Annotated in this window: 26 protein-coding genes and 2 pseudogenes; 7 read left to right on the forward strand and 21 right to left on the reverse strand. The window is 61.6% G+C overall.

The window, feature by feature from the left end:
- Position 1: 1 nt before the first annotated feature.
- The 6 genes from V1289_RS47420 to V1289_RS47445 form a co-directional block, all read right to left on the reverse strand.
- Positions 2-304: a hypothetical protein gene (locus V1289_RS47420; RefSeq protein WP_334406603.1), complete on the reverse strand. Its 303-nt coding sequence runs from the start codon at positions 302-304 to the stop codon at positions 2-4.
- Positions 305-376: 72 nt separating this feature from the next.
- Positions 377-622, reverse strand: coding sequence for a hypothetical protein (locus tag V1289_RS47425; RefSeq protein WP_334406604.1), 246 nt, complete (start codon positions 620-622; stop codon positions 377-379).
- 238 nt (positions 623-860) lie between these two features.
- On the reverse strand, positions 861-1367 hold the full coding sequence (locus V1289_RS47430; protein WP_334406605.1) for a hypothetical protein: 507 nt from the start codon (positions 1365-1367) through the stop codon (positions 861-863).
- A gap of 153 nt (positions 1368-1520) precedes the next feature.
- Positions 1521-1868, reverse strand: coding sequence for a hypothetical protein (locus V1289_RS47435; protein ID WP_334406606.1), 348 nt, complete (start codon positions 1866-1868; stop codon positions 1521-1523).
- Complete coding sequence (locus tag V1289_RS47440) at positions 1865-2017, reverse strand: hypothetical protein (protein ID WP_334406607.1); 153 nt, start codon at positions 2015-2017, stop codon at positions 1865-1867. The genes V1289_RS47435 and V1289_RS47440 overlap by 4 nt, the downstream gene beginning before the upstream one ends.
- An 82-nt stretch (positions 2018-2099) precedes the next feature.
- Positions 2100-2318: a helix-turn-helix domain-containing protein gene (locus V1289_RS47445; protein WP_334406609.1), complete on the reverse strand. Its 219-nt coding sequence runs from the start codon at positions 2316-2318 to the stop codon at positions 2100-2102.
- A 349-nt stretch (positions 2319-2667) separates the two neighbouring features.
- Between V1289_RS47445 and V1289_RS47450 the strand changes: the two genes are divergently transcribed.
- Entirely contained in the window at positions 2668-2802 is a 135-nt protein-coding gene (locus V1289_RS47450) for a hypothetical protein (RefSeq protein WP_334406611.1), read from the forward strand.
- Positions 2803-3023: 221 nt separating this feature from the next.
- Here V1289_RS47450 and V1289_RS47455 read toward each other — a convergent pair whose 3' ends face one another.
- The 7 genes and pseudogenes from V1289_RS47455 to V1289_RS47485 all read right to left on the reverse strand — a co-directional run.
- Positions 3024-4217 (reverse strand): AAA family ATPase, encoded by a 1194-nt coding sequence (locus V1289_RS47455; protein ID WP_334406613.1) that lies wholly within the window; start codon positions 4215-4217, stop codon positions 3024-3026.
- Positions 4214-5104, reverse strand: a complete 891-nt coding sequence (locus V1289_RS47460) for a toprim domain-containing protein (RefSeq protein WP_334406615.1) — start codon at positions 5102-5104, stop codon at positions 4214-4216. Before V1289_RS47460 ends, V1289_RS47455 begins: the two co-directional genes overlap by 4 nt.
- Positions 5101-5382 carry a transcriptional coactivator p15/PC4 family protein gene (locus V1289_RS47465; RefSeq protein WP_334406616.1) on the reverse strand — a complete coding sequence of 94 codons (282 nt, stop codon included), beginning with the start codon at positions 5380-5382 and terminating at the stop codon, positions 5101-5103. The genes V1289_RS47460 and V1289_RS47465 overlap by 4 nt, the downstream gene beginning before the upstream one ends.
- A gap of 152 nt (positions 5383-5534) precedes the next feature.
- On the reverse strand, positions 5535-5777 hold the full coding sequence (locus V1289_RS47470; RefSeq protein ID WP_334406617.1) for a helix-turn-helix transcriptional regulator: 243 nt from the start codon (positions 5775-5777) through the stop codon (positions 5535-5537).
- 102 nt (positions 5778-5879) lie between these two features.
- The gene (locus V1289_RS47475) at positions 5880-6443 is read right to left on the reverse strand and encodes a hypothetical protein (RefSeq protein WP_334406618.1); all 564 of its coding nucleotides are present in this window, start codon (positions 6441-6443) and stop codon (positions 5880-5882) included.
- A 44-nt stretch (positions 6444-6487) separates the two neighbouring features.
- Positions 6488-7705 (reverse strand): tyrosine-type recombinase/integrase, encoded by a 1218-nt coding sequence (locus tag V1289_RS47480; protein ID WP_334406621.1) that lies wholly within the window; start codon positions 7703-7705, stop codon positions 6488-6490.
- A gap of 150 nt (positions 7706-7855) precedes the next feature.
- A pseudogene (locus tag V1289_RS47485) lies at positions 7856-8781 on the reverse strand (DUF4131 domain-containing protein); the annotation flags it as partial.
- A 399-nt stretch (positions 8782-9180) separates the two neighbouring features.
- Between V1289_RS47485 and V1289_RS47490 the strand changes: the two are divergent.
- Complete coding sequence (locus V1289_RS47490) at positions 9181-10509, forward strand: MFS transporter (RefSeq protein ID WP_334406623.1); 1329 nt, start codon at positions 9181-9183, stop codon at positions 10507-10509.
- A gap of 247 nt (positions 10510-10756) precedes the next feature.
- Here V1289_RS47490 and V1289_RS47495 read toward each other — a convergent pair whose 3' ends face one another.
- Positions 10757-11119 carry an SPW repeat protein gene (locus V1289_RS47495; protein WP_334407950.1) on the reverse strand — a complete coding sequence of 121 codons (363 nt, stop codon included), beginning with the start codon at positions 11117-11119 and terminating at the stop codon, positions 10757-10759.
- A 211-nt stretch (positions 11120-11330) separates the two neighbouring features.
- Here V1289_RS47495 and V1289_RS47500 point away from each other — a divergent pair, with 211 nt between their 5' ends.
- Positions 11331-11513 carry a hypothetical protein gene (locus V1289_RS47500; protein WP_334406624.1) on the forward strand — a complete coding sequence of 61 codons (183 nt, stop codon included), beginning with the start codon at positions 11331-11333 and terminating at the stop codon, positions 11511-11513.
- 151 nt (positions 11514-11664) lie between these two features.
- A complete protein-coding gene (glnA, locus tag V1289_RS47505) occupies positions 11665-13095 on the forward strand; it encodes a type I glutamate--ammonia ligase (RefSeq protein ID WP_334406625.1) in 1431 nt (476 codons plus the stop codon).
- Between the two features lie 31 nt (positions 13096-13126).
- Here the strand turns inward: glnA and V1289_RS47510 are convergent, their stop codons facing one another.
- Positions 13127-13519, reverse strand: coding sequence for a YybH family protein (locus V1289_RS47510; protein WP_334406626.1), 393 nt, complete (start codon positions 13517-13519; stop codon positions 13127-13129).
- Between the two features lie 8 nt (positions 13520-13527).
- The gene (locus V1289_RS47515; protein WP_334406627.1) at positions 13528-15210 is read right to left on the reverse strand and encodes a glutamine--tRNA ligase/YqeY domain fusion protein; all 1683 of its coding nucleotides are present in this window, start codon (positions 15208-15210) and stop codon (positions 13528-13530) included.
- A 170-nt stretch (positions 15211-15380) separates the two neighbouring features.
- On the opposite strand from V1289_RS47515, the gene gltX reads away from it, so the two are divergent.
- Positions 15381-16805, forward strand: coding sequence for a glutamate--tRNA ligase (gltX, locus tag V1289_RS47520; protein WP_334406629.1), 1425 nt, complete (start codon positions 15381-15383; stop codon positions 16803-16805).
- Between the two features lie 161 nt (positions 16806-16966).
- Positions 16967-18271, forward strand: a complete 1305-nt coding sequence (gene gltA / locus V1289_RS47525; protein WP_334406631.1) for a citrate synthase — start codon at positions 16967-16969, stop codon at positions 18269-18271.
- Positions 18272-18452: 181 nt separating this feature from the next.
- Here gltA and V1289_RS47530 read toward each other — a convergent pair whose 3' ends face one another.
- Positions 18453-19250 (reverse strand): hypothetical protein, encoded by a 798-nt coding sequence (locus V1289_RS47530; protein ID WP_334406633.1) that lies wholly within the window; start codon positions 19248-19250, stop codon positions 18453-18455.
- Positions 19251-19852: 602 nt separating this feature from the next.
- Here V1289_RS47530 and V1289_RS47535 point away from each other — a divergent pair.
- Positions 19853-20200, forward strand: a complete 348-nt coding sequence (locus V1289_RS47535; protein ID WP_334406635.1) for a hypothetical protein — start codon at positions 19853-19855, stop codon at positions 20198-20200.
- Positions 20201-20342: 142 nt separating this feature from the next.
- Here V1289_RS47535 and V1289_RS47540 read toward each other — a convergent pair whose 3' ends face one another.
- From V1289_RS47540 to V1289_RS47555, 4 genes and pseudogenes are all read right to left on the reverse strand, one after another.
- Positions 20343-20885: a hypothetical protein gene (locus tag V1289_RS47540; protein ID WP_334406637.1), complete on the reverse strand. Its 543-nt coding sequence runs from the start codon at positions 20883-20885 to the stop codon at positions 20343-20345.
- Between the two features lie 49 nt (positions 20886-20934).
- A pseudogene (gene chrA / locus V1289_RS47545) lies at positions 20935-22094 on the reverse strand (chromate efflux transporter).
- A 112-nt stretch (positions 22095-22206) separates the two neighbouring features.
- Positions 22207-22578 carry a hypothetical protein gene (locus V1289_RS47550; RefSeq protein WP_334406639.1) on the reverse strand — a complete coding sequence of 124 codons (372 nt, stop codon included), beginning with the start codon at positions 22576-22578 and terminating at the stop codon, positions 22207-22209.
- Positions 22579-22832: 254 nt separating this feature from the next.
- The gene (locus V1289_RS47555) at positions 22833-23723 is read right to left on the reverse strand and encodes a DUF1259 domain-containing protein (protein ID WP_334406641.1); all 891 of its coding nucleotides are present in this window, start codon (positions 23721-23723) and stop codon (positions 22833-22835) included.
- Positions 23724-23765: the final 42 nt, after the last annotated feature.

Genomic DNA, 23765 nt, shown 5'->3' on the forward strand with positions numbered 1-23765 from the left:
ATCATTGCGCTCTGTAAAATTCCCGCATGTTCAGATTTTCGACCTTGCCGAGTGCAAGCAAACGAGCAATCGCCTCAAGGCGATTTTCGACGGAATCCGGTTGCGCAATCACCCACTCGATCGCGGAGAAAAGCGCCTTCGCATCAGGAACGTCGTCGCCTTCATGGTCCATCGCTTCAAGCGCATTCGCGAGATTTTTCACAAGGTCCGGCGCAAAGCGCTGATGAAGATCGCGGATGAACGTCTCTGAGGTCATGGTCTGGCAACCTTTTTCATAAATTCGGCCAAGTCGGGCCGTTGGCAAAAGCGACCACTTCGCTTCGGCCCGTCGATCGCGTCGACAGGTTCGGGCGGCGCTTCATTGCTTCGCTCACAACTACGTCCATGACCCTGTGAGATCGTGCAGGCTCTGCCGTGGACCGTCCAGGCCGTTCGCTGCAGCGCTGGCGATCACCGCGCGCAGGTGGGCGGCGTCAGCCGCTTTGATTGCAGCATCGTAGGCCGGCCACGCCGCGGGTGTATTGTTGTACGCCGCCTTAGCCGCCCCGAGTGCCGCCTGACGCGCGCCTTCCGCGGCAAGCACGTTGGCGCGGTGGGCGCTCTCTTGAGCCGAAGTCGTCATTTCGATCTTCTCCTAAATCGCGAAAATCGGACAAGTTGGTCCGTTGGCGAAAAGCGACAATTCGCTTCTGCCCGTCGTGTCGTCTCGTCAGCTTTCTGGGCTTGCCCTTTTTGGAGCCCGTTTTTGCAGCCGTATCCTTGCGGGGGCTGAGCAACCATCAAACCAGCCGTGTCCTTTGCAGGGGGCTGTTACGCAAGCCGGCCTTGCCCTTGCGGGGACCGAACGCCTTCACGCAAACCTATGCGGCGCTTTCCTCGCGGATGCCGCCCGAGATAATGATGTCCGCAAGAGTCATTTGCCGCTTTGCCTCGCGGTCGCCCGCAAGATATTTTTTGGTCCACTCGGAATCGGCCATCCGGTCGGCTTTCCAAATCTCGGTGGCGCGGTATTCCGCTTTCGTGACCTGGTGAGTACCGGCAAGCACGTCGCGGATGATCTCGTCACGGATGCCGATGTCGCGAAGCGATTCGGCAACGCCGATATTCGTCAGATGGTCGGACGACTGGAACATGCCGTCGCCGAGCCGCAGGCCTGCCAACGCCGCGTCAATATGATCGCCCTTCGCGACGAGCTCGGTCAGGCTGTGGAATTCCGCCACATGGGCACCGTTGCCCGACAAGAATTTGTCGCGCCAACCGGCATCGGCCTGGAGCTGGTCGAGCCGCGTTGCAGCTTCGGCCGGCGTTGTCGGAGGCGCCGGCGGGGCCGGCGGGATCAGGGCCGCGGCAATGTCTGCATCGCTCATTGGTACTTTCTCCCGACTTTCTCTGCGGCTGCCGTGAACACCGCGCGCACCTTCGGATTGCCCATGAGAGCGGGGCCGACGGTGCCGACCTTGACCGGATGGCCGCATTGTAGGCCGCCCGTGATCGTGCAGCCGTGCTGCTCACTACAGCGCTTACAGCATTCCTTTCTTGGTAATGCCCTCAACCGCTGCTTTCGGGTTTTCCTGGAGAGCAGCAAACCACGCGGCGGTCGCCGCGCGATCGAGGCGCTGGGCCAGTTCATGCGCGGCCGCGTTGCCCTCAAGCTGGGCCGCCACGGTGCGGATGTCGTCATGAAGTGCGGCGAGATTTTTCCGGCCGTCGGGCTTGCCCTCGTAGGCCGCCAGCGTCGCCTCGGCGATCCGCAGTTTCAGGTCCACCAGTTCGCGCTCGAGCGCGGGCCGCTGGGCGAGCACGCCCGGCGCGCGGGCGGCCGGCGGGGTGCGCGGGATGGCTTTGGGCTTTTCCATCACATCGCTCATGCTGCCACCTGGGGCGATTGCTTCGTGAAGTCGTGGAGCACCTTGCGGATCAGGCCGGCGAGCGGGCGCTGATCCTGATCGGCCGCGCGCTGCAGCTTCTCCCGCAATTCGGGATCGAGCCGGACGGCTACCTGTTCCAATTTCGACATGCGGGGCTCTCCCATGGTTTCGGAGAGCATCGCCGCGATATCGCGCGCCAGCAAAGTACGAACGTACCCAGCGCGCTAATTTTTATTGGGGCGGCTCGACCGGCTCGCGCACCGCGAAAGCCAAATCCAGATCCAGCGCGTCGAGAATGCGCTGCACCGTGTCGATCTTCGGAATTCTCTTCCCGTTGAGGATTGCGCTGCAGTGGCCATCCCCCAAGCCGGCCAGGTGGTCGACCTGCAACTGCGTCAGGCCGCGCGCCGCGATCTCTGCCCGTAATGCCCGGATCAGACGCTCAGTCATGGCCCGAACCCGGATTTTGAAAGCCGGCCGCCGCCAGAAAACGACGGACCAAGATTTTAGGAAAAAAAGCCGCGCCAGTTTGGAAAGGAGCGGCGCTATAGCGGGTGAGAAGGTCGAGTATCGGGCGAGCGCGAGATTTTCCCCCCACCCCCCTCGATTCCGAAAGGTGGTCAGGCGCCTTCCCATGAGCTTCGCCGGCTTGCACGTTTCGCCAGCGGCCTGGGCCCTCGCGCGGGTGCCTGGGCGCGCATCCCCCTCTCTTACAGTTGCTTCGCTGCGCCCATAAATCCCTTCCGATGTGACCGCAACATCGGGCGTGGGGGCTTCTCGCTGAGGCAAAGCATTGAGAATGCTGCTCTTCGGTGCCGACTCCAAGACGCCGGGTAAACGCTGGGAAGCGCATGGGATTGATTTGCAGCGCGGAGAGCCGTTGATAGTTGATCCTGCCGGCAACATCGCAGGTACTGAATTGCAGACCGGTTGATAATTGCCGGGTTTCCGCTCTCAACACGCGATGGCCGATGATGAGGTCAATTCCCCACCTCAACCGGACACAGCGGACATACCGGACAAGTGGGACAATGTCCGGTGATGTCTGGCAAGTCCGATGGGCACGGATGACCGGACAGGACAGGACACAACCCTTTAGGGTGTGTCTGTCTTGTCCGGTGTCCGTCCGGACCGACCTTGTCGCGTGGTTGCGCCTCATGCGGAGACTTTCCAGAGCCATTCGCGGTCGTCCTGCGTGCCCGTGGCGAGGTCGGGGGGTAGTTTGTCGAGTAGGCGTCGGAAGGCCTTCTGCTTGGCTGCTGAGGCCTTCTTGGGATCGTCCTCGGCGGTGACGTAGCGGCGGTTGAACTCGGCACGCACGCCGCGCACTTCCACCGCGCGCACCGCGGGGCCATCGTCGCGGACGCGGATATCCTTGCCACCGGCATCGAGCGCCTCGGTGATGGCCTCCCTCAGGGCGAGGACTGACCGCGAGTCCACCTTCGCCCGCTTGGCGCGGATCGCCGATTGGCCCGCCTCGCCTGGCACCACCACCATGGAAAAGAACGGTTCCCCATCATCGTCGATGCCGAGCTCGTGCGCCTTCAGTTCGAAACATGCGATCGGGCCTTCAAGGCCGTCCCGGGCCTTCGCAAGTGCAAGGTCGCGTCCGGAGACCTTGCCGGTGCGGTCGTCGCGGTCGGCCAGGACGCTCAGGACCACGTCGGCGCCACCGCGCCATAGCGAGCCGCCGCGCAGGCCGGAACTGTCCTGCTTGCCGTAGTGGTGCACCGGGACAACGAGGCCGTTCGTCTTGGCCTCGAACTCCCTCAGCTTGGCGATAACCTTGGCGATTTCGGAGTTACTGTTCTCGTCCTCCATGTGGAAGTTCGCCGCGATGGTGTCGAAGAACGAGGCGCCGAGAGGGATGCGAAACCGGGCTTTGATCTTGTCACCCAGCTCGAGCAATTCCCGCGCGACGCGGTCGACGTCGTCGGCCGTCTTGATCTCGGGAAGATCCCCGCGCCACGCGATCGGCAGTTGCCTGATGTCGAGGCCTCGGGCCTGGGCATCGGCGGTCAGTCGGTTGCCGATGTTTTCGGTGCCTTCTTTGCTGACAATGGCGGACGCAACCCGCTGCCTGACCCTTCGTTCGAAGAACGGCGCGCCGCTGGCGAGCGAATTCGCCATGTGGCAGGCAACGAACGTCTTGCCGGCGCCAGACTGTCCGCCGATGAACAGGATGCCGCGGTCAGGGGCAATTCCCTTGATAAGCATCGATGGCGCAGAGACCTTGTGCTCGGACAGGAAATGCCACCCGGGCGGGCGCGGCGGTGCGGCCTCGTCGATGATCTTGCGGAGTGCAGCCGGGCCCCTGCTGCGCGCGTAGCCGTTGGCGTCGGTGCTCATGCCGCCTCCTCGACGTGGGGCAACGTGATTGGCCTTGTCTCGATGCCGCGCTGCTCGACCAGCCGGGCAAGCTGCCCGGCGTAGCGGCGGCCGTCGCGATCGCCGTCGACCATGATGGTTGCGGTTTCGATGTAGGAGGGAATCGCGGTAACGAGCGCGGGCAGCCGCGATGCCGCGCCGGCGGCCCATGCGCCAAGCCCGGTTGGCTCGTGCACACTCAGGGCGTCCTCGATGCCCTCGGCAATGGCGATGCCGAGCAAGTCATTCGGCGGGGCCAGCACGATCGGCCAGCCCAATGACCGGCCAATCATGATCTTGTCCCGGTCGGTGCCCGCCTTGCCGTGGCCCCGCGGTGCGAGCCGCGTGATATGCACGCCACGCAAGGCGTGGGCAGGCATGCTGATAACGCCCGGTTCCGGCTCCGATGGTATGCCGAACGCGGCGATCATTGCCGGCGGATGGTCCCCGCGCCCTCGTAAAAATCCCAACGTACCCGGCAGCGGGCCGCCATAGCCGCGGGCGGCACGCAAATAGGTTTCAGCGTCGGTACCGGCGATCGGTTGCCGCTGCGACCACAGCCAGTTTGCCTTTTCCAGACGTTCGGCCGCTGCAACCACCTCGCGCGCAGCCGCCTCGGCCTGCGCGCGCCGTACGGCCTCGCGATCGGGCGGGAAGGCGCTGCGACTGCGGGACGTTCCCTTTTCGCCGCAGCGCGCGCAATGATAACTGGCGAAGCCCTCGTTCAGGCGCCAGATGCGCAGCACCTTGCGGCGCTGGTTCACCCTGGCGCGCTTCGTTGGTCCGCACAGCGGGCAAGGGGCATCGTGACAGCCAAATTTGCCACCGGTGAGGTCGTCGATATGAACGAGGTCGAGGTGTTCAATCATGGCTTGGCCTCGTCCTCGATCAGGCCAAGCTCTCTCGCCCTGGCCTCAGCCAGCACCAGCGCCTTGGTCAAGGCCGGCAGCTTGGCGATGCCCATGGAAATGCCCTTGGTCGTGGGCCGATCGATCCCGTCCGTGCCGGTGGCGTAGACGCGCACATTGATGAGGTTGTGCCCCTCGTATTCGCTCAATGTGACGTGAACGGATTCGATGCGCCGGCGGTTTTTCCACCACCTCGCGACCGTGATCGGAACGGCGAGCGGCGAGGGTTTCGTGCTCATGGCACAACCCGGTCAAGGGCATCGCGCGCTGGCTTGCAAATCGGGCTGTGTGGGGATATGTCCATGGTCATGATCTCGTGGTGGTGATCGCAAAAATCGGAAATGCAAAAAACGCCGCTCGTTCTCCCTGGCCGGGGAACGGCGGCGTTCTGCTATGCGGCACTTTCAATCTGGCGCGCTGCCTGCCAGCGGCGGTTTTCACCGATGGTAACGCCTTTGCGGCGCGCCGACAGCTGGACGAATACGGGGCCCTGTCCGCTTGCGATCAAGCGCTGTCCCGTGCTGGGGCTGAAGCTGTTGAGCTGGCACCACTCGCCGAACGTCAGCATGCGATCGTCATCGATGCCGGCCTGATACAAGGTGGCTCGACCAGTCACTTCGGGGCGGCAATTCATTGGAAAGCTCCTGAAAGACGTTGACTGTCAGGAGTGTTCGCAGAAGCGGCCCTGCATGGCTTCCACAGATCGCCAAATTTTTAGGCTGTGAATTGTACCGAATTATTCGTGCTGCAGCGTTCGCATTCCGCGGAGGTGCTCGTCACACGCCCGTTTGAGGTCGTGGTCGGCATCACCGGTGAGAACTTCATAGAGCAGCGCAGCAAGGACTCGGTATGGTGAGCGCGGGGATCCGCTGGCAGGCGTCTCCTCGGAAAATCTGTCCAACAGGCTGTATGCGATGCGTGCACACCAAATTCGGACCTGGTCCGCAGACGGTTGATTCTCTTCACCCGCCCGGCATAGCTCCCGCACGTCGCTGAGAGCGATCAGGAGCCGGTCCGCGGGCGCCTTCGCGGTATTTGCATCCGGGGCCTTCTCCAAAGCTAGGCGAAGCCGAATCTCTGGGGCTAAAGCCTCAGATCGCAGTGTCTCGTCGAGACGGTCAATCAAATCGATAATAGTTCGCGCATCGTCGCGTGTTTTACGGATCGCTTCCCGATCGAAATACTCAGGGCCGGCGCGGCGAAGCGCTCGAATAATCCCGCAGGCATGATGGAATTTTCGATCCTCACCGATGCGCAGGCGGAGAGCTTTTTCATCTCCGCCGTTTAGCAGGGCGCGCACCTCGATCAGTATTTTCCGATATCGGCGTTGCGGTCGCCACCACCTCACCGGACGATCGCAAGCAGGTGCGCCTCCCACTTCGCGAGCGCGGCGGTGATGTCCGGCTCATAATCGTGGTGGTCGTATACCCCGCCGATGCCGGACTTGTGGCCGGCATGGTTCAGCACCAGCTCGGCGACGTGTGGAAGGACGCCAAGCTTGCCCATCCGAGTGCGCACCGTTCGGCGAAGGTCGTGAAGCCGCCACGGCGCCAAGGCCTTGCCTTCGGCCGCAGCAATCCGGCCATTCAGGGCCAGCGTGTTGTAGCTCCAGGCGTTGAATCCGTTGGCGCCGCCGCCGAAGAGGGTATCGCGGCTATTGCGCCGGCGAACCGTTCCAATAATTGCAAGCGCCGTGGCCGGCAGCGTGAGTTCGAGCGCGCGCTTGCTCTTCGTCCGCTCCCTCGGCAGAACCAGTTTGCCGGCGGTCAGGTCGACCTCGGCCCAGCGCAGACCGCCGATCTCGTCGCGCCGACATGCGGTCAGCAGCAGCAGCCGAACGATCTTGCCAAAATCATCATCGAGACAGTTCCGCCAGATGCACCGGATTTCATCATCTGTCAGGACTCGGTCGCGGGCCTCTTTCCCGTAAACCGGATTGTCCGTCCCGATCGTGGGGTTGGCCTTCACGCCCAACCCCTGCCGCATGCACCACGCAAAGAGCGACGAAAGGGCACCGCGGGCGCGCGCCGCCGATGTAGTGCCGTGAGCCTGAACCAGCTTCCGGATCAGCGACGCTATGTCCTCAAACTCGACCTTGCTGACCGGCTTCTTCTGTAAGGGCTGGCAGTGCCGGCGCAGGTAGCGCTCCTCGGCAATGTAAGTATTCCGGCGCAAGGTGCCCTGTTCCAATCTGGCCTGTTGGGCGGCCAAATAAAGTTCCGCCATTTTCTCGAAAGTACGGCTGTCGGCCGCCTGATCCGCGCGCCGCTTTTCCTCCTCGGCGTCCGGATCGATGCCAAGCTCGACCTGGGCGAAACGCTTCCGGGCGATGCCGCGGGCGTCCTCCACCGTGACCTTCCTGACGTCCCCGAGGCTCTTGCGGCGCTGTTCCGTGCCCACCCGGTATTGCACCACGTAGGAGGCCTTGCCGGGCCGCAGGCGCACGCCAAAGCCCGGCAAGTCCGGATCCCACTGAATGTGATCCGTCTTGCCGGCCGGGACGGTCAGCTTGCGCACGAAGGCGTCGGTGAAGCGAATGCGATCGTCGGAAATCTTGAGCATGGGAAGCAGGTCCTGCGATTTTGGGAAGCACGGGGGACGCGAACCGATGACCAATAGTGACCGCTGGTGATAAAGTTCGCCACGCGCTTCTGGCGCTAAGCCGTTGAAAACTGTGGATGATGACGCGTAGTGAATATTGGTGACCAGCTAAGCTAGCTGATAGCCCGATATCGACAGCACATGGCCGAGGCCGGAAATGAACATCGCATCATTGACGGGCTCCGAAATCGCGTCGCGGCGGCCGGTGAGCAGCGCGGTGGCGATGGCGCGTTTGTCGCCCTCCAGGACGTTGCGGATGCGGGCGTCGATCGCGTCGCGCAAGCCCTGCATGAACGCGGCGTAGCCGAGCAAAAGGCCGCCGCTGGCCGGCGGCTCCTTCGCCTTGATGGTGCCCATCACAAAGCCGGAGGCGCCGATGCCCTGGAAATACAGGTCGCGGCCGAAATCGTAACTGCCGGGCCGCAAGGGTGCGAGCGGCGGCTGCAGCCGCGCCTTCAATTCGACAAAGCTGCCGACATCAGGCGCGGTGCCCTTCTTCACCGACAGCCGCACGCGCTCCAGTTTGGTCTGTCCGCGCGGGCTCTCCATGGTCGCGACGCGCAGGACAAAACGGTCGGTGCGTTCGCGGATGTCGCGGGTTTCGACAAAGCCCGTCAGCGCCACGGAAAACATCGGCCGCGCCAGCACGCCATGCGCGATCCGCGCGGTCTTCCAGGTCGCAACCGCAAAGCCCGCCGCGACCGCGGCGATCATGACCGCGGCGGGAAACATCTTTTTCCGCCGCAGCAGAACCGCCAAAGCGCACAGCGCGATCGCGACGATGGCCGCGACCGACAACACCGGCTCATGGTCGGCGGCAAAATAGAAGGCAATGCCGGTGCCGAAGGCGATGGGCACCCAGGGCAACAAACGGCCAGCGCCTGCTTCGCCCGAACCCATGCGCGAAGCTTCTCGACAAGCGGTGGCCAGGCGCTGAGCCCGGCCGGCGCGAACCCGCCCGCCGGCGCCACCGCACGCGGCGGCCAGGTCCCGGCGTAGCCTCGCCTCTGGCCCGGCGTTGCGCCCTGCTCCGACACTAACGTTACACCTTACGATCACTTGGCAGGGCCAAGGCTACCGGAAGGTGTTAGCCCCGGGATAGCGGAACAGATGCAGAATGCGGAGGAAATGCTGACGTCAGCGATGATCTCTTCTGCCGGCCCCAGGCCGATTGAGCCGAAAGTCTCATAAGATGGCAGTCCCATTAGGATTAAACTGCTGTCGCCCCTCTGCTCTCGGACAGACGGGACAGAGGCAACGTTGGCTCGCGGTATGAAGGCCGCTGGCGTTCTCAGGTAGTTCAAGGCTTCCCTGAGACCAGGCGTTGCGGACGCAACTCGCATTTCCCGCCTGTAGCGTCGCGCATCAAGCGTACCCCGCGAGCGAATAGCGCTGAAAAACGCGAGGAGAAGCCTTTGAATTAACGGGAGCAGCACATGGCAATTCAAGTACCGAGTGATTTTCGCCGCGTGATTGTCGCTGCGTCGGTCGGAAACGTCATCGAATGGTATGACTTCTATATCTTTGGCAGCCTGGCCGCCGTTCTGTCGGTCAAGTTCTTCGAGCAATCCCACCCCGTCGCCGCCCTGCTGAGCACGATCGCGCTGTTCACTGCAGGATTCCTGATCCGTCCACTGGGAGCATTTCTATTTGGATGGATGGGCGACCGGGTCGGCCGCAAATATACCTTCCTCATTACGCTCAGCGGAATGGGACTGGGGACGGGGGCGATCGGGTTGATCCCGACCTACCAGTCGATCGGTCTCGCGGCCGCGTTCATTCTGTTCGGCTTGCGCATGATCCAGGGTCTGTGCCTGGGTGGCGAATATGGCGGCGCCATCACCTATGTTGCCGAGCATGTGCCGGACGACAGGCGCGGCTACTACACCGGCTGGCTGCAGACCTCTCCGACACTCGGGATCGTGGTGTCGCTGGCCGTGATCGTTCTGACCCGGACCTATTTCGGTAATCAGGCCTTCGACGAATGGGCATGGCGCCTCCCGTTCCTGCTGTCGTTCCTGCTGGTGGCCGTCGCCATCTACATCCGGCTCCAGTTGCAGGAGACGCCGATCTTCCAGGAGATCAAGGCACGCGGGCAGATGACCAGGAACCCCTGGAAGGAAGCTTTCCTGAGTGCCAACATCAAGTACATCGGGATCGCCATCATCGTTCTGATCGGACAGGGAGTTGTCTGGTACAGTGGTCAGTTTTGGGCGCTGTACTTTCTGCAGCAGGTCTCCAAGGTGGACCCTGTGACCTCGGCCTACATCGTGGGGGCTGCGTTGCTGATTGCAACGCCGAGCCTGATCTTCTTCGGCTGGCTGTCGGATCATATCGGCCGCAAGCCGGTGATCCTGGGCGGCATGCTGCTCGCCGCGATCACGTACTATCCGCTGTATCTGTGGCTGGGAACGGTCACGCAGCCCGGAAACATCAATTATCCGATCGCGATCTTCATCATCTTCATCCTCGTTTGCTATGTCGGGATGGTGTACGGGCCGGTCGGCGCGTTCCTGGCGGAATTCTTCCCAGGCAGGATCAGGTACACGTCGGTCTCGGTGCCGTATCACATCGGCAACGGCTGGGGTGGCGGATTGGTGCCGTTCATCACTTCGGCGGCTTTCGCGGCCACCGGCAGCGTCGGCTACGCGCTGATTTACCCGATTGCGGTGCCCGCGGTGTGCTTCGTGCTCGCCCTCTTCCTGATGCCCGAGACTCGCAAGACCAGCATCTGGCAGCCGATTGAGCCGAGACTCGCATCGTGACGGAATAACGCTGCTGCAGGGCCGTCGGGCCCTGCAGCGGGGTGTGACGATCCGCCTCCGGCCGGAGTGTGACGACGTTGCTTCAAAACGTCGTCCCGTTCCGGCCTTTTGCCTCAGCATGATTTCTTCGGAAACCGGTGCCCACCTTGCGCGGGCCCTTAGGGCCCAGATCATGCGCTAGACGACGTCCGCCGCTCCGACCGCCAGCGGATAGCGGTCGGACGAATGGCTCGGCCAACTCTCCTTCTCAGCCGGCCGGGTGGTGCCAGCGATCGTGCCACCAGGTGGTGAATTCACGATCCGTCATCAGCTCCCAGCCAGCGAGCAGGATCACCAGTATGCCCGACAGCAAGCTGCTTACCGTAGCTGAGACCTGCTCGTAGCCAACCGTCCAAGGTACCAGCACCAGAGCCAGCCCCAGCAGCATCTCTCCCCATTCCTCCAAATAGGATGGAATGACAAATGCCTCGACGGCAAACAGGATGACGCCCAACCCAAGTGCGATGGATAGCCAGACGGCGGCCCCGGCAAAGCCCAGGGCAAAGGGTGACACGACCAGCCACACCCCCACCAACAGGCTGGCAACGTCCTGCCAGTGTTGAATACGCATGATGCTCACCTCCCTTCCTTCCCTGTATGTGGTGATGCACTGATGACAATGCATCCGGCCAACGTCTTGGCAGCCCATAATTTGGAAGGAGGCTCTTGCAACTGTCCCGCGCCAGGATGAAACTGTGCGGGCTTGATAGGTGTCAACGTCTACGGTTCTGCTGTCCGGCTGGAGTTCATGGCCGCGCGCAGAGCGAGAGGAGCATGACGCCATGCGAGAAATCGAAATCCATGATTATGCGCGGCAGTTACTGGAAGCACACGGCGTGAAGGCCATTGCGGAAGCTGCCCAGAACGCCATCGACCTTGAAGCAAAGGGCGAGTCCGAACTGGCCAAGGACTGGCGGCATATCGAAGACGCCATGAAACTCATGCGCGGGCCGCACCAAAGCTGAAGCTGCCGGCTCGCGCGTGACAAGGCGTGTCTGAATGCGAGCGCCACCATGCCAGATCGAGAATCGGCGCGGCGGCGGCGTGGGAGCTTGGCAGCCGCTGAACGGCAGCACGATTTTCGAGGCGCCCCCTCTCGGTGACAGGAGCTAAGCCATGGTTCCGAATTGCACGACAGCCGAAGATCTCATGAAGACGATCAAGGACGAGAAGGTCCAGATGGTCGATCTCCGGTTCACCGACTTGCCGGGGGTGTGGCAGCATTTTTCCGTCCCGCCGAGCGCAGTGAATGTCGATGCTCTCAACGACGGCATTGGGTTCGACGGCTCATCGATCCGCGGCTTCCAGGAGATCCAGGAAAGCGACATGCTGGTCGTCCCGGACCCGACGACGGCCTTCCGCGACCCGTTTTCCCCGGCAACGACCCTGGTCCTGATTTGCAACATCAGAGATCCAGTGACCGGTCAATCCTATAGCCGCGACGCCCGCTATATCGCCCAGAAGGCTGAGATCTACCTCAAGGGCAGCAGCCGCGCCGATACGAGCTATTTCGGCCCGGAGGCCGAGTTCTTCGTATTCAACGACGTTCGCTACGGACAGGGTATCAACTACGCTTTCCACGAAATTGATTCCAGCGAGGGCAGCTGGAACACTGGCACGAAGGAAGCGCCGAATTTGGGCCACAAGCCGCGCCCGAAGGAGGGATACTTTCCGGTTCCTCCGACTGACAGCATGCAGGATCTCCGCACCGAAATGGTGCTGACGATGGAACAGCTGGGGATCGCGATCGAAGCTCATCACCATGAGGTCGCAACCGGCGGCCAAAACGAAATCGACATGCGCTTCACCACGCTCACCCGCATGGCCGACAATCTGATGATCTACAAATACGTGGTGAAGAATACTGCCCGCCAAAACGGCATGACCGCGACGTTCATGCCCAAACCGCTGTTCGAGGACAACGCCTCGGGAATGCACGTTCATCAGAGTCTGTGGAAAGGCGAGACCAACCTGTTCTACGACAAGGGGGACTACGCCGAGCTGAGCGAGCTCGGCCGCTATTACATCGGTGGGCTGCTGACCCACGCCTGGGCGTTATGCGGGCTTTGCGCCCCCACCACGAACTCCTATCGGCGGCTGGTGCCGGGTTACGAAGCTCCGATCAACCTGGTCTATTCCCAACGCAATCGCTCAGCCTGCTGCCGCATTCCGATGTATTCGCCCAACCCGCGGGCAAAGCGCGTCGAGTTTCGTTCGCCGGATCCGTCCTGTAATCCCTACCTGGCCTTCGCCGCCATGCTGATGGCCGGCCTCGACGGCATCAACAACCGGATCGACCCGGGCAGGCCGATCGACAAGAATCTTTACGACCTTCCGCCCGCCGAGGCGAAGGACGTGAAGTCGACGCCCGGATCGCTGGACCAGGCGCTTGACGCGCTCGAACGCGATCACGCATTCCTGCTGCGCGGCGAAGTGTTCACCCGCGACGTGATCGAAACCTGGCTCGACTACAAGCGAAAAAAGGAGGTCGATGCCATCCGGCTGCGCCCTCATCCCCACGAGTTTCATCTCTATTACGACATCTAGCAGCAGTCGCGCCAGCTGACATCCGACCCGCTTACCGCTCGATCAGCGGGGTCTTGGAGGAGACGTGGTGGCTGACAATGCGCCACTCACCGCCCTCGCGCGCGATGACCCAGCTGATCTTGACCGACAGCAGCGGTTCGCCTTCGTTGATGAAGAATGACGCCGTGCCAGCGAAATTGATCAGGTCTGAACCGACCGACGCCGTCGTGATATCGGTGAATTGAACGCTCGGCGAAGCCCAGCGCGGCAGCCCGTTGAAATAGGCGGCGACGCCCTCGTTGCCGCGATACAGCGTCGGGTTCGAGCCGAAGAAGAAGGCGTTGTTCGAGTAGAGCGATGCGAGAGCGTTGGCGTCGAGTTTGCTGAATCCGGCCGACCATCGCTCGATGATCGCTGCTACGACGTCTTCAGCCGCGTTTCGCATCGCCGCCCTCACCCCTTGCCGCCGACTTCCTTCGCAAAGGTGTCGCGGAGCCCAATGGTGCGGTTGAACACCAGCCTGTCCGGCCGCGAGTCGGCATCCCGCACAAAATAGCCCTGGCGCTCGAACTGCATCACGTCGCTGGAATTGGTTTCCGCAATCGCGTTCTCGACCCGCGCGTCGGCAAGAATTTCCAGCGACTGAGGGTTGATGTCGGCGGCGAAATTGCCGGCGTCCGGATTGGGTTTTGAGAACAGCTGATTGTAGATGCGGATTTCCGCAGGGCGTGACTGCGCCGCCGGCAGCCAGTGCATGGTGGCTTTCACCTTGCGGCCGTCGGGCGCGTTGCCGCCCTTTGTTGCGGGATCATAGGTGCAGCGGAGTTCGACGATTTCGCCGGCCGCATCCTTAATCACGCCCGTGCACTTGATGAAATAGGCGTAGCGCAGCCGCACTTCGGTGCCCGGCGAGAGGCGGAAGAATTTCTTCGGCGGATTTTCCATAAAATCGTCGCGCTCGATATAGAGCTCGCGGCCGAACGCGATCTTGCGCGTGCCGGCTGCGGGATCGTCGGGATGGTTGATCGCCTCGAGCTGCTCGACCTGGCCTTCCGGATAATTCTCGATCACGACCTTCAACGGCCGCAGCACGGCCATGCGCCGCAACGACGTCCTGTTGAGCTCCTCGCGGATACAGAACTCGAGCATGCCGACATCGACCACGCTGTTGGCCTTCGCCACGCCGATCCGCTTGACGAATTCGCGCACCGCCGCCGGCGGCACCCCGCGCCGCTTGAGGCCTGCGATCGTCGGCATGCGCGGATCGTCCCAGCCCGCGACATGGCCTTCGCGCACGAGCAGGGTCAGCACGCGCTTCGACAGCAGCGTGTAGGTCAGATTGAGCCGCGCGAATTCGTACTGGCGCGGTTTCGACGGCACCGGCAATTTGTCCAGCAGCCATTCATAGAGCGGCCGGTGGTCCTCGAATTCCAGCGTGCAGATCGAATGCGTGATGCCCTCGATCGCGTCCGACTGGCCGTGGGCGTAGTCGTAGCTCGGATAGATCGACCATTTCGTGCCGGTGCGCGGGTGCTCGGCATGCAGGATCCGATAGAGCACGGGATCCCGCAAATTGATATTGCCGGCGGCCATGTCGATCTTGGCGCGCAGCACGCGGGCGCCGTTTGGAAACTCGCCGGCCTTCATGCGCCGGAACAGATCGAGGTTTTCGTCAACGGGCCGGTCGCGGAACGGCGAGTTCTTGCCGGGTTCCGTCAGCGTGCCGCGCGAAAACCGGATTTCCTCCTGCGACTGGTCGTCGACATAGGCGTGACCGTCCTTGATCAGGCCCTCCGCCCAGTCATACAGCCGCTCGAAATAGTCCGAGGCGTAATAGAGGTCGGTTCCCCAGTCGTAGCCGAGCCAGTGCACGTCGGCCTGGATGGAATCGATATATTCCTGCTCTTCCTTGGTCGGATTGGTGTCGTCGAACCTGAGATGGCAGCGGCCGGCAAACTCCTGCGCGATACCGAAATTGAGCGCGATCGACTTGGCGTGGCCGATGTGCAGATAGCCGTTCGGCTCCGGCGGGAATCGGGTGACGATCCCTTTGTGCTTTTTGGAGTCGAGATCGGCCTGGACGATGTCGCGAATGAAATCGCGCCCCGCCTCTGCCGCCGCCGTTTCTGTCGTCATGTAAGGATTCCCGCAGGCGTTCAAGCGGACCTTCTGCCAAATTCGCCCGGTCCAGCCAAGTGGCGTTCGCCGAATTCGGGGCGCGGCCAAGGCCTTAATTGCCAAGGCTTTAGTTATGCACGGTTCCTGCTATACACCACGGCCGTTCACGCATAGGCCCTGCCCCCGCAATGACTGAATCCGTCGTAACCCGCTTCGCCCCCTCGCCGACCGGCTTCCTCCACATCGGGGGCGGCCGCACCGCGCTGTTCAACTGGCTCTACGCCAGGAAGCGCGGCGGCAAAATGCTGCTGCGGATCGAGGACACCGATCGCGAGCGCTCGACCGAACCCGCGATCGCGGCCATTCTCGACGGCCTGAAATGGCTCGGGATCGAGTGGGACGGCGACGTCGTCTACCAGTTTACCCGCGCCGCCCGCCACCGCGAGGTGGCGGAGCAATTGCTGGCCAGCGGCAAGGCCTATCGCTGCTACGCCACCCCGGAAGAGCTGACGGCGATGCGCGAGGAGGCGCGCGCCGAGGGCCGCACGCGGCTCTATAACGGCCTGTGGCGGGACCGCGAGCCCGCAGAAGCCTTGGCCGGCATGAAACCGACCATCCGCCTCAAGGCGCCGCAGACCGGCGAGACCGTGATCGAGGACCAGGTTCAGGGCCGCGTGGTCTGGCAGAACGAGAACCTCGACGACCTCGTGCTTTTGCGCGGTGACGGCAACCCGACCTACATGCTGGCGGTCGTGGTCGACGACCACGACATGGGCATCACCCATGTGATCCGGGGCGACGATCATCTCATCAACGCCGCGCGCCAGAAGCAGATCTACGACGCGCTGGAGTGGGATCTCCCGAACATGTCCCATATCCCCTTGATCCACGGCCCGGACGGCTCAAAACTCTCCAAGCGCCACGGCGCGCTCGGCGTCGACGCCTACCGCGCCATGGGATATCTGCCGGCGGCGCTGCGCAACTATCTGGTGCGGCTCGGCTGGAGCCATGGCGACCAGGAGATCTTTTCGACCCAGGAGATGATCGACGCATTCGACCTGCCACAGATCGGGCGATCCGCGGCGCGGTTCGACTTCGCAAAACTGGAAAATCTCAACGGCCATTATATCCGGCACAGCGACGACCAATTTCTCGTGAGCCAGTTCGAGAACGTGCTGGATTACGTCCCCGACGGCGCCGATTTGAAGGCGAAACTCAACGACACCACGCGCGCACAATTGCTGCGGGCGATGCCGAGCCTGAAAGAGCGCGCCAAGACGCTGATCGAGCTGATCGCGGGTTCCTATTTCATCTTTGCCGACCGGCCGCTCGAGATCGAGCCGAAGGCTCTGGCCTTGCTGACGCCGGAAACCCGCGAACTGATCGGCAAGCTCCGCGCCGCGCTGGAAGCGGTCACCGATTGGCGTTCGGAGACCGCTGAAACCGCCATGCGGAATTTCGCGGATGCCAACAACCTCAAGCTCGGCGCGGTCGCCCAGCCGCTGCGGGTGGCGCTGACCGGACGGACGACTTCGCCTGGTATCTTCGACGTCCTGGCGGTGCTGGGACGGCAGGAATGCCTGGCCCGGCTGGCCGATCAGGCCTCCGCATAAGGTGGTATCGCACCTGCGCGGCGGCCATCTTGCAGTGCACAGGGCAATAAGCTACCCATTTAAGGCAGCCTTCTAGACAACCCGGCCTGCCTCACCATCTGCTGTAGAATGGCACCAAGGTCAGCCCGGCTTTTCGCAACGATTTCATCGGGGACTTCACGATGGACGCAAAATCCAGCACCAAAACAGCTACCCTCACCGTCGGTAACAAGACCTATGATTTCCCGATTTTAAGCGGCACGGTCGGGCCTGATGTCATCGACATCGCCAAGCTCTACGGCCAGGCCGGGATGTTCACCTATGACCCCGGCTTTACCTCCACCGGCAGTTGCCAGTCCAAGATCACCTATATCGACGGCGACGCCGGTATTTTGGAATACCGCGGCTACCCGATCGAGCAGCTCGCCGAACATGGCGACTTCCTCGAAACCTGCTACCTCCTGCTTTACGGGGAGCTTCCGACCCCGGCGCAGAAGAAGGACTTTGACAATCGCGTGATCCATCACACCATGGTTCACGAACAGATGGCCCGCTTCTTCCAGGGTTTCCGCCGCGACGCTCATCCGATGGCCGTCATGGTGGCGTCGGTCGGCGCGCTGGCTGCGTTCTATCACGACAGTACCGACATCAACGATCCGCAGCAGCGCATGATCGCCTCGATGCGCATGATCGCGAAGATCCCGACGCTGGCCGCGATGGCCTTCAAATACACCATCGGCCAGCCCTTCGTGTATCCGAAAAACTCGCTGACCTTCGCCGAGAACTTCCTCAACATGTGCTTCGCGGTGCCCTGCGAGGAATACAAGATCAATCCGGTGCTGGCCGACGCGCTCGACAAGATCTTCATCCTGCACGCCGACCACGAACAGAACGCCTCGACCTCGACGGTGCGTATCGCCGGCTCCTCCGGCGCCAACCCGTTCGCCTGTATCGCCGCCGGCATCGCCTGCCTGTGGGGTCCGGCGCATGGCGGCGCCAACGAGGCGGCGCTGGCGATGCTGGCCGACATCGGTACCGTCGACAAGATCCCCGACTTCATCGCGAGGGTGAAGGACAAGAACAGCGAAGTCCGCCTGATGGGCTTTGGCCACCGCGTCTACAAGAACTACGATCCGCGCGCCAAGATCATGCAGAAGATGTGTCACGCGGTGCTGGCCGAGACCGGCCATGGCGACGATCCGATGCTCAAGGTCGCACTTGAGCTGGAAAAGATCGCGCTCAGCGATCCCTACTTCATCGACCGCAAGCTCTATCCGAACGTCGACTTCTATTCGGGCATCACGCTGAAGGCGATGGGTTTCCCGACCTCGATGTTCACCGTGCTGTTCGCCGTCGCCCGCACCGTCGGCTGGATCAGCCAGTGGAGCGAGATGATCGAGGACCCGCATCAGAAAATCGGCCGTCCGCGCCAGCTCTACACCGGCGTCGCCCGCCGCGATTACGTCGATATCGCCAAGCGGACGTAACAGGCGCTGCACATACGTTACGTTAGAAAGCCGGATGCGTTCGTCGCGTCCGGCTTTTTCATTTTGAGAGTAATTTCGACGCAGCTTCACGCTCCCGCGACGCATTGCGCCCGAGCCCTTTGTCTCCCTCGTCGTTGATAGCAGTGGCCAGATCCAGGAGCGGCGCTAGAGGCATTCGAACTCATCTGGACTGCTGTGAGCGTTCACCGAACATCCGTAGCGGGAAGCCGAACGTCAAGCCTGCGCGTATTTCGTTCACCGGATGGCCGTTCGTGAGCGCGTGACGCACCCCGACGTCGAAACTGAGATTGTCGCGGACCCGCCAGATCAGACCGACGAGCGCGGATATCGTTTCGAATTGGCCAAAGTCCTTCTCGTAAAAGAACTCCGCAACCGGCCGGACCGACCATTTTGACGGTCCTTCGACGATGCCGCCAAGAAAAACATCAGCGTGATGGTCGCGGGTGAGCGCTGTCTCCGCGTTCAAGTGGATCGTCCCCCAATCCCAGCGCTGCGAGACGATGCCGGCCAGGCTTGCGCCGACGCCTGAACTCCCCATGCTGTCCGGAAGCAGCACGCCAAATTCAGTCGCGATGCTGGGGCCGCTCTTATCCTGCAGACTGCCGGGCTGCAGCACATGCTTGAGGAATGCTCCCGCTGCCGTCAGGCTGGTTGGGCCCGTAGGCGACAGCGGAGTTTGGCCCGCCCCCTCGAACACGGCTTCCCATCCCTCGCTCAATCCGTAATTAACCACCGTTGCCGGCGCGATCAGAGTGGTGGTTCCGCTGTCACGCAGGCGGCCGGCCGGCTGAAACTCGATTTCCAGTTCTCCCGGCGCGGCTACCGCGGCATCAGTTCCGTCGAACGGCCGATAGGCCCAAGCGGGGCCGGACCATGCGGCGAAACACGCAGCGATGATCGCCCCCGGCGCGAACCATTTCGAAAGTCTCGGTTTCGAACGCTTCCGTTTCGCGCACATGCATTTGTCCTCGGTGCCATGGCGACGGAATCAAGGCATTGGCCGGAATATCCAAATGGCTGCGGGCTCTCCGGAACTCGCCCGGACGGCAAGCAGCAGACGATCCATCTCCGGCACAAAGAGCGAAGTTCGGGCGCCGGAAACCGTGGGGATGCGCGCGATCCGTGCGTACGTCGTTTCTTTCGCTTCCAAAATATCCAGGAAGCTCTGACGTAAATGCGTGCGCGTTTGGCATCAACAAAGAGGTCATCGGCATCGCCGCAGGTCTCGGTCGTCGCGATCGGCTTGCCGTCCGTCATTGAAAAGACGCCGAGTTCGGCAGAAGAGCGAAAGATCACGAGGACATGGCGACGGACCGGATCAAGGGCCATCGGAAAATTCGCACTCCGATTGGCCAGCGGCCATTTTCCGATTTGCTTTTGCGAACCGTGATCCACGACCGCGATCCCTCGCGCCTCCGGGACGTTGACGAAGATCTGGCTGGTATCCGGGTCGATCTGGAAACTTTCGGGGTGCGCCTTTAGTGAAATGTCCCCCACCCGACTGCAGGTTGCGGGATCGATCACGGCCAGCGCCCCACTGCCGTACCCGATCAAGACCCGATGGGCCGTCGCGTCGATGCGAATATTGTCGGCGTCGCTGCCAAGCTCGATTCGTCCCGTGGCCTTGTAGTCGCTCCCTTCGAACAATTGCACCGAGCCGTCACCGGCATTGGCGACATAAAGCATATCGGTCGTGGGCTCGTACCCGACGCCTTGCGGGTGCTTCAGTCCCGCGATCCTGCGGATCAATTTGCGATTTGGAAGATCGACGATGCCAACGGTGTCATTGCCCAATTCGGCAACGAACAGACGTTGCCTCTTCAAGTCGATGGCCATGTGATCGATGCGGCCACGCACGTCGCCCAGCACAATTTTGGTCTCGAGCTGAAGCGGGCTTGCATCCGCTGACTGAGCAGGGGCTGCGGCGTTAACCAGCATCACAATGCTGGCTAACACCATCAAGGTTGTCCGAAGCGAATTTAACATCGCCACACCCTTCCCGAGGGACGAACGGCGTCTCTCTGCCGATGCGTTGCTCAGCGCAGCCCCCCTAATCCAAGGGCTGTTGCACAGTTTTCATTTGTTCGCCGTCGAGAAAGGCAATCGATACAACGGGACGCCCGTCTTTCAGGCTGGGCACTGCACTTACCACCCGGATTTTGGCTGACTGGGCGACGGCCTTATCGACCGCGTCCTTCAACGTGGTCTTTGCCTTGGCCATCGCCGCGCTCTGCGATTTGGCCGCTGCGAGGTCGTCTCCCTCGGTGATTGGCTCCGCCTTCATCATTTTGCCATTGGTATAGTCGACCAGCACCTCCGAGAACTTGCCATCTTTCGCGGCGTAGACCGAAAGCTGGAGCTTGCCCTCGTCGACCTCGAATTTAGCCGAGATCGGCTGGCCCTGCTGTTCGCTGGCCGCTAGACCCTGCTGGAGGTTGATCTTCGAAGTGTCCAACAGTTTGATGAGCCTCTCCTGACCTTCGTCATCATCGTCGTCTGCAAAGATAGCATTCTGATCGGCGAAGCCTACCAAGGCGGCTAGTCCAAGCACCGTCGCGCCGCCAGTCATTAGCAACATCTTTCTTCGGGTCATCTTGACCTCCTTCGGTGGGTTGTTATCGCCCCATTTCGTCTTCTTCCATCTAGAATTTCGTCATGACCCAAGTGGGCTGCAGCAACGGAAACGCGATCAGGCCGACGACTGCCGTTGCGGCAATCAGGAGTGGGTTGCTGACTTTCCAGCGGAACAGAACAGCGAGCGAGACCGGCCCGATCAAGGCGGTCAGCCAATCACCGACGGCGATCCGTCCCAAGAGGATGCAGGCTCCCAGGATCGTTCCGATCGCCGCCGCGTAGGCGCCCTTGACGAATCCCTGCACGTTGGGATTGCCGCTGCTATCAGCACCAGCAGAAACGATGGAAGGAAAATGCCGATCGTCGAGACGACCGAGCCCCAGAATCCCGCGACGAGATAGCCGACAAAGGTCGCGGTGATCACAACCGGTCCCGGGCTGATCATGCCGATGGCAACTGCGATCAGGAACTGACGTTGATCCAGCCAGCCGAATTGCTGAACCAGTCCCTGCTCAAGGAACGGCACGATCACAAGGCCGCTTCCAAAGGTGAGCGAGCCCGCCTTGAGGAAGAACAGCAAAAGCTTGCCGAGGATGGAGCCGGAGGCGGTAGGCGCGAGCTGCGCGAGAACCGGCGCCACGGTCACCGACAGCGCTGGTGGCGTTTTCTTGAACAGGCTGCCGTAATACAAAATGCCGACGATGCCTGCGCCGATGAACAGCAACGCGACTTCGGCCTGCAGAACGACGGTGACCACGAGGCAAACCGCCGCGATCGCCCATTGCAACCAGTCTTCCATGCCAAGCTTGGCCAGCCGGTAGCAGGAATGCAGGATCAGCGCGATCACGGCCGGGCTCACGCCGTAGAAGATGGCGGTTACCGGCTGCAGGTCGCCGAGATAGACATAGAGGGCACCGAGTGCGGCGACGATGACAAAGTTCGGAAGGATGAAAGCCCAGCCACCCGCCCAAGCTCCCCAAAATCCGCCACGTAGATAGGAAACATAGATGCCAACCTGGATCGCGAGAGGACCGGGAAGCGACTGGCAGATCGCGATTGACTCCCGCATCTGCTCCTTCGTGAGCCATTTGCGCTCATCGACAAGCTCGCGCTCCATTTGACCGACGAGCGCGACCGGACCGCCGAAGCCGAGAAAGCCGAGGCGCAGGAAGTACCGCACCAACTCGCTGATCCGGCCGCTCGGAATTGTCGTTGTAGTCGTCGTCATGTCATGCCCCGCCCGTTGTGATATCCCGAATTTCGCCCTTGCCGTCGGATCGTCGCAGGACCGGCCGGCTGATGCTGGTCGGGCTGTCTTGCATCGTCATTTACACTTCCACTCAGTTACGATCAGTTGGCTTCTGGAGAATACCTTCGATGGTCAAACCCAACCCGGAAGGCTTCATCTCAATGCGATTCCCCGAGAGCGACACTTCGTAACAACCATCTTCCGGTTCCTCGAAATAAAAACAGAGCTCGTCCTTCTCGATTACCCATTTACCGACTCTTTTCTTTCCGTCTGCATAGCTTCTCAACGAGCCGTCACGGTCGTAGACGTCGCGCCAATGCACTTCGTCAGTGAATTGCATTCCGGCGATTTTTGCACGGATTTGATTGCCCGAAAGTTTTTGTACGTTCTCTGCCGCGACGGGCCCGATCGTGGACGAGAGCGAGCCTATTGTTACGGCAGCGAATACAGACAATTTCTTCATGGTTGCGCCAAATCCCAAGCAAATCGGCGGTTCACGACTTCTTCCCGCAAGATTTCATGCACATTTTATACTCGGACTTGCAGGTCGGCCCGGCATAATTCTTCATGCACGCTGCCTGCTGTTCGCTGCACACCTTGCAGCTGGATTGAGCCTGTGCCGCTTCATTAGCGGTACAAAGGCAAGTAAGAATCAGCAACGCCGTCGCAAAGATTTTCATGATGAGAGTTCCTTTCGGTGTTTGAAAACAGGGAGACCTAGCTCTTCGTGCTCGCCGTCTTGTCCAGTGCGGCGCGCAATCCCTTGGCAAGCTTCAATGCATCGTCATTGGCCCAGAAATGCAGGAAGAAGAGTCGCGGTTGTTCGTTCAGCATGTGGCTGTGGACCGCAGTCACGTCGATGCCGTTCGACCGCAACGCCTTGATCACGGGATTCACTTCGTCATTGGTCAGAACGAAATCGCCGGTGATGGCGGCCTTGCCGCCACCGGTCGGCTGGAAGCCAATGGCGATCGCAACTCCCATGGGTCCGACAGGCGTAATTGGCATTCCGGATTCCGTGACCGGGTCGCGCCGTGGCACCGCAAACTGGTAGACGCCGCCGTTCGCCTGTCCCTTGACGCCAATGATTTGATCGAGCTGCACCGTGTCCAGGTCAACAGCCGGCGCAGGAGCCGCCGCAACCGGAGTTGCTAGTGGGGTCTTACTTGCGCCGAGCGCATCTCGGATTACGGCCGCCATCTTGGCCGGGTCGCCGTGCCCGCCGACATGCATGTAGAACGTCGCGGGGCTGGCGCGCAGCAGGTGGTTGTGCACAGCAGTGATCTCAAGTCCGCCTTCGATCAACTTGAGCATCACTGGATTGATCTCGCTCTCCAGCAGCACGAGGTCGCCCATGATCATGGTTTCCCCATGCATCGGCTTAAATGCGACCCAGCCGCCGAGAGCCAACGCGGGCTTGATAGTGACACCATCGAGCGTCACGGCGAGATCGGTGCGAGGAAAGCCATACCGATGCACGTCGCCCGACACGGCGGGCTTCCGCCCGAACGCGTCGTCAACCTTTTGCCAGTCGATTTCCTGCGCGCTCGCACTGGCGGCAAACGCGGTTGCGAGAAATGAAACCATCATCCAAAGCATCTTACGCATTTGTTCGGTCCTCCTTGGTTGGGTTGATCGCCCGGTTCTTGC

The organism is Bradyrhizobium sp. AZCC 2289, from assembly GCF_036924615.1.
In the GTDB taxonomy this organism is placed as follows: domain Bacteria; phylum Pseudomonadota; class Alphaproteobacteria; order Rhizobiales; family Xanthobacteraceae; genus Bradyrhizobium.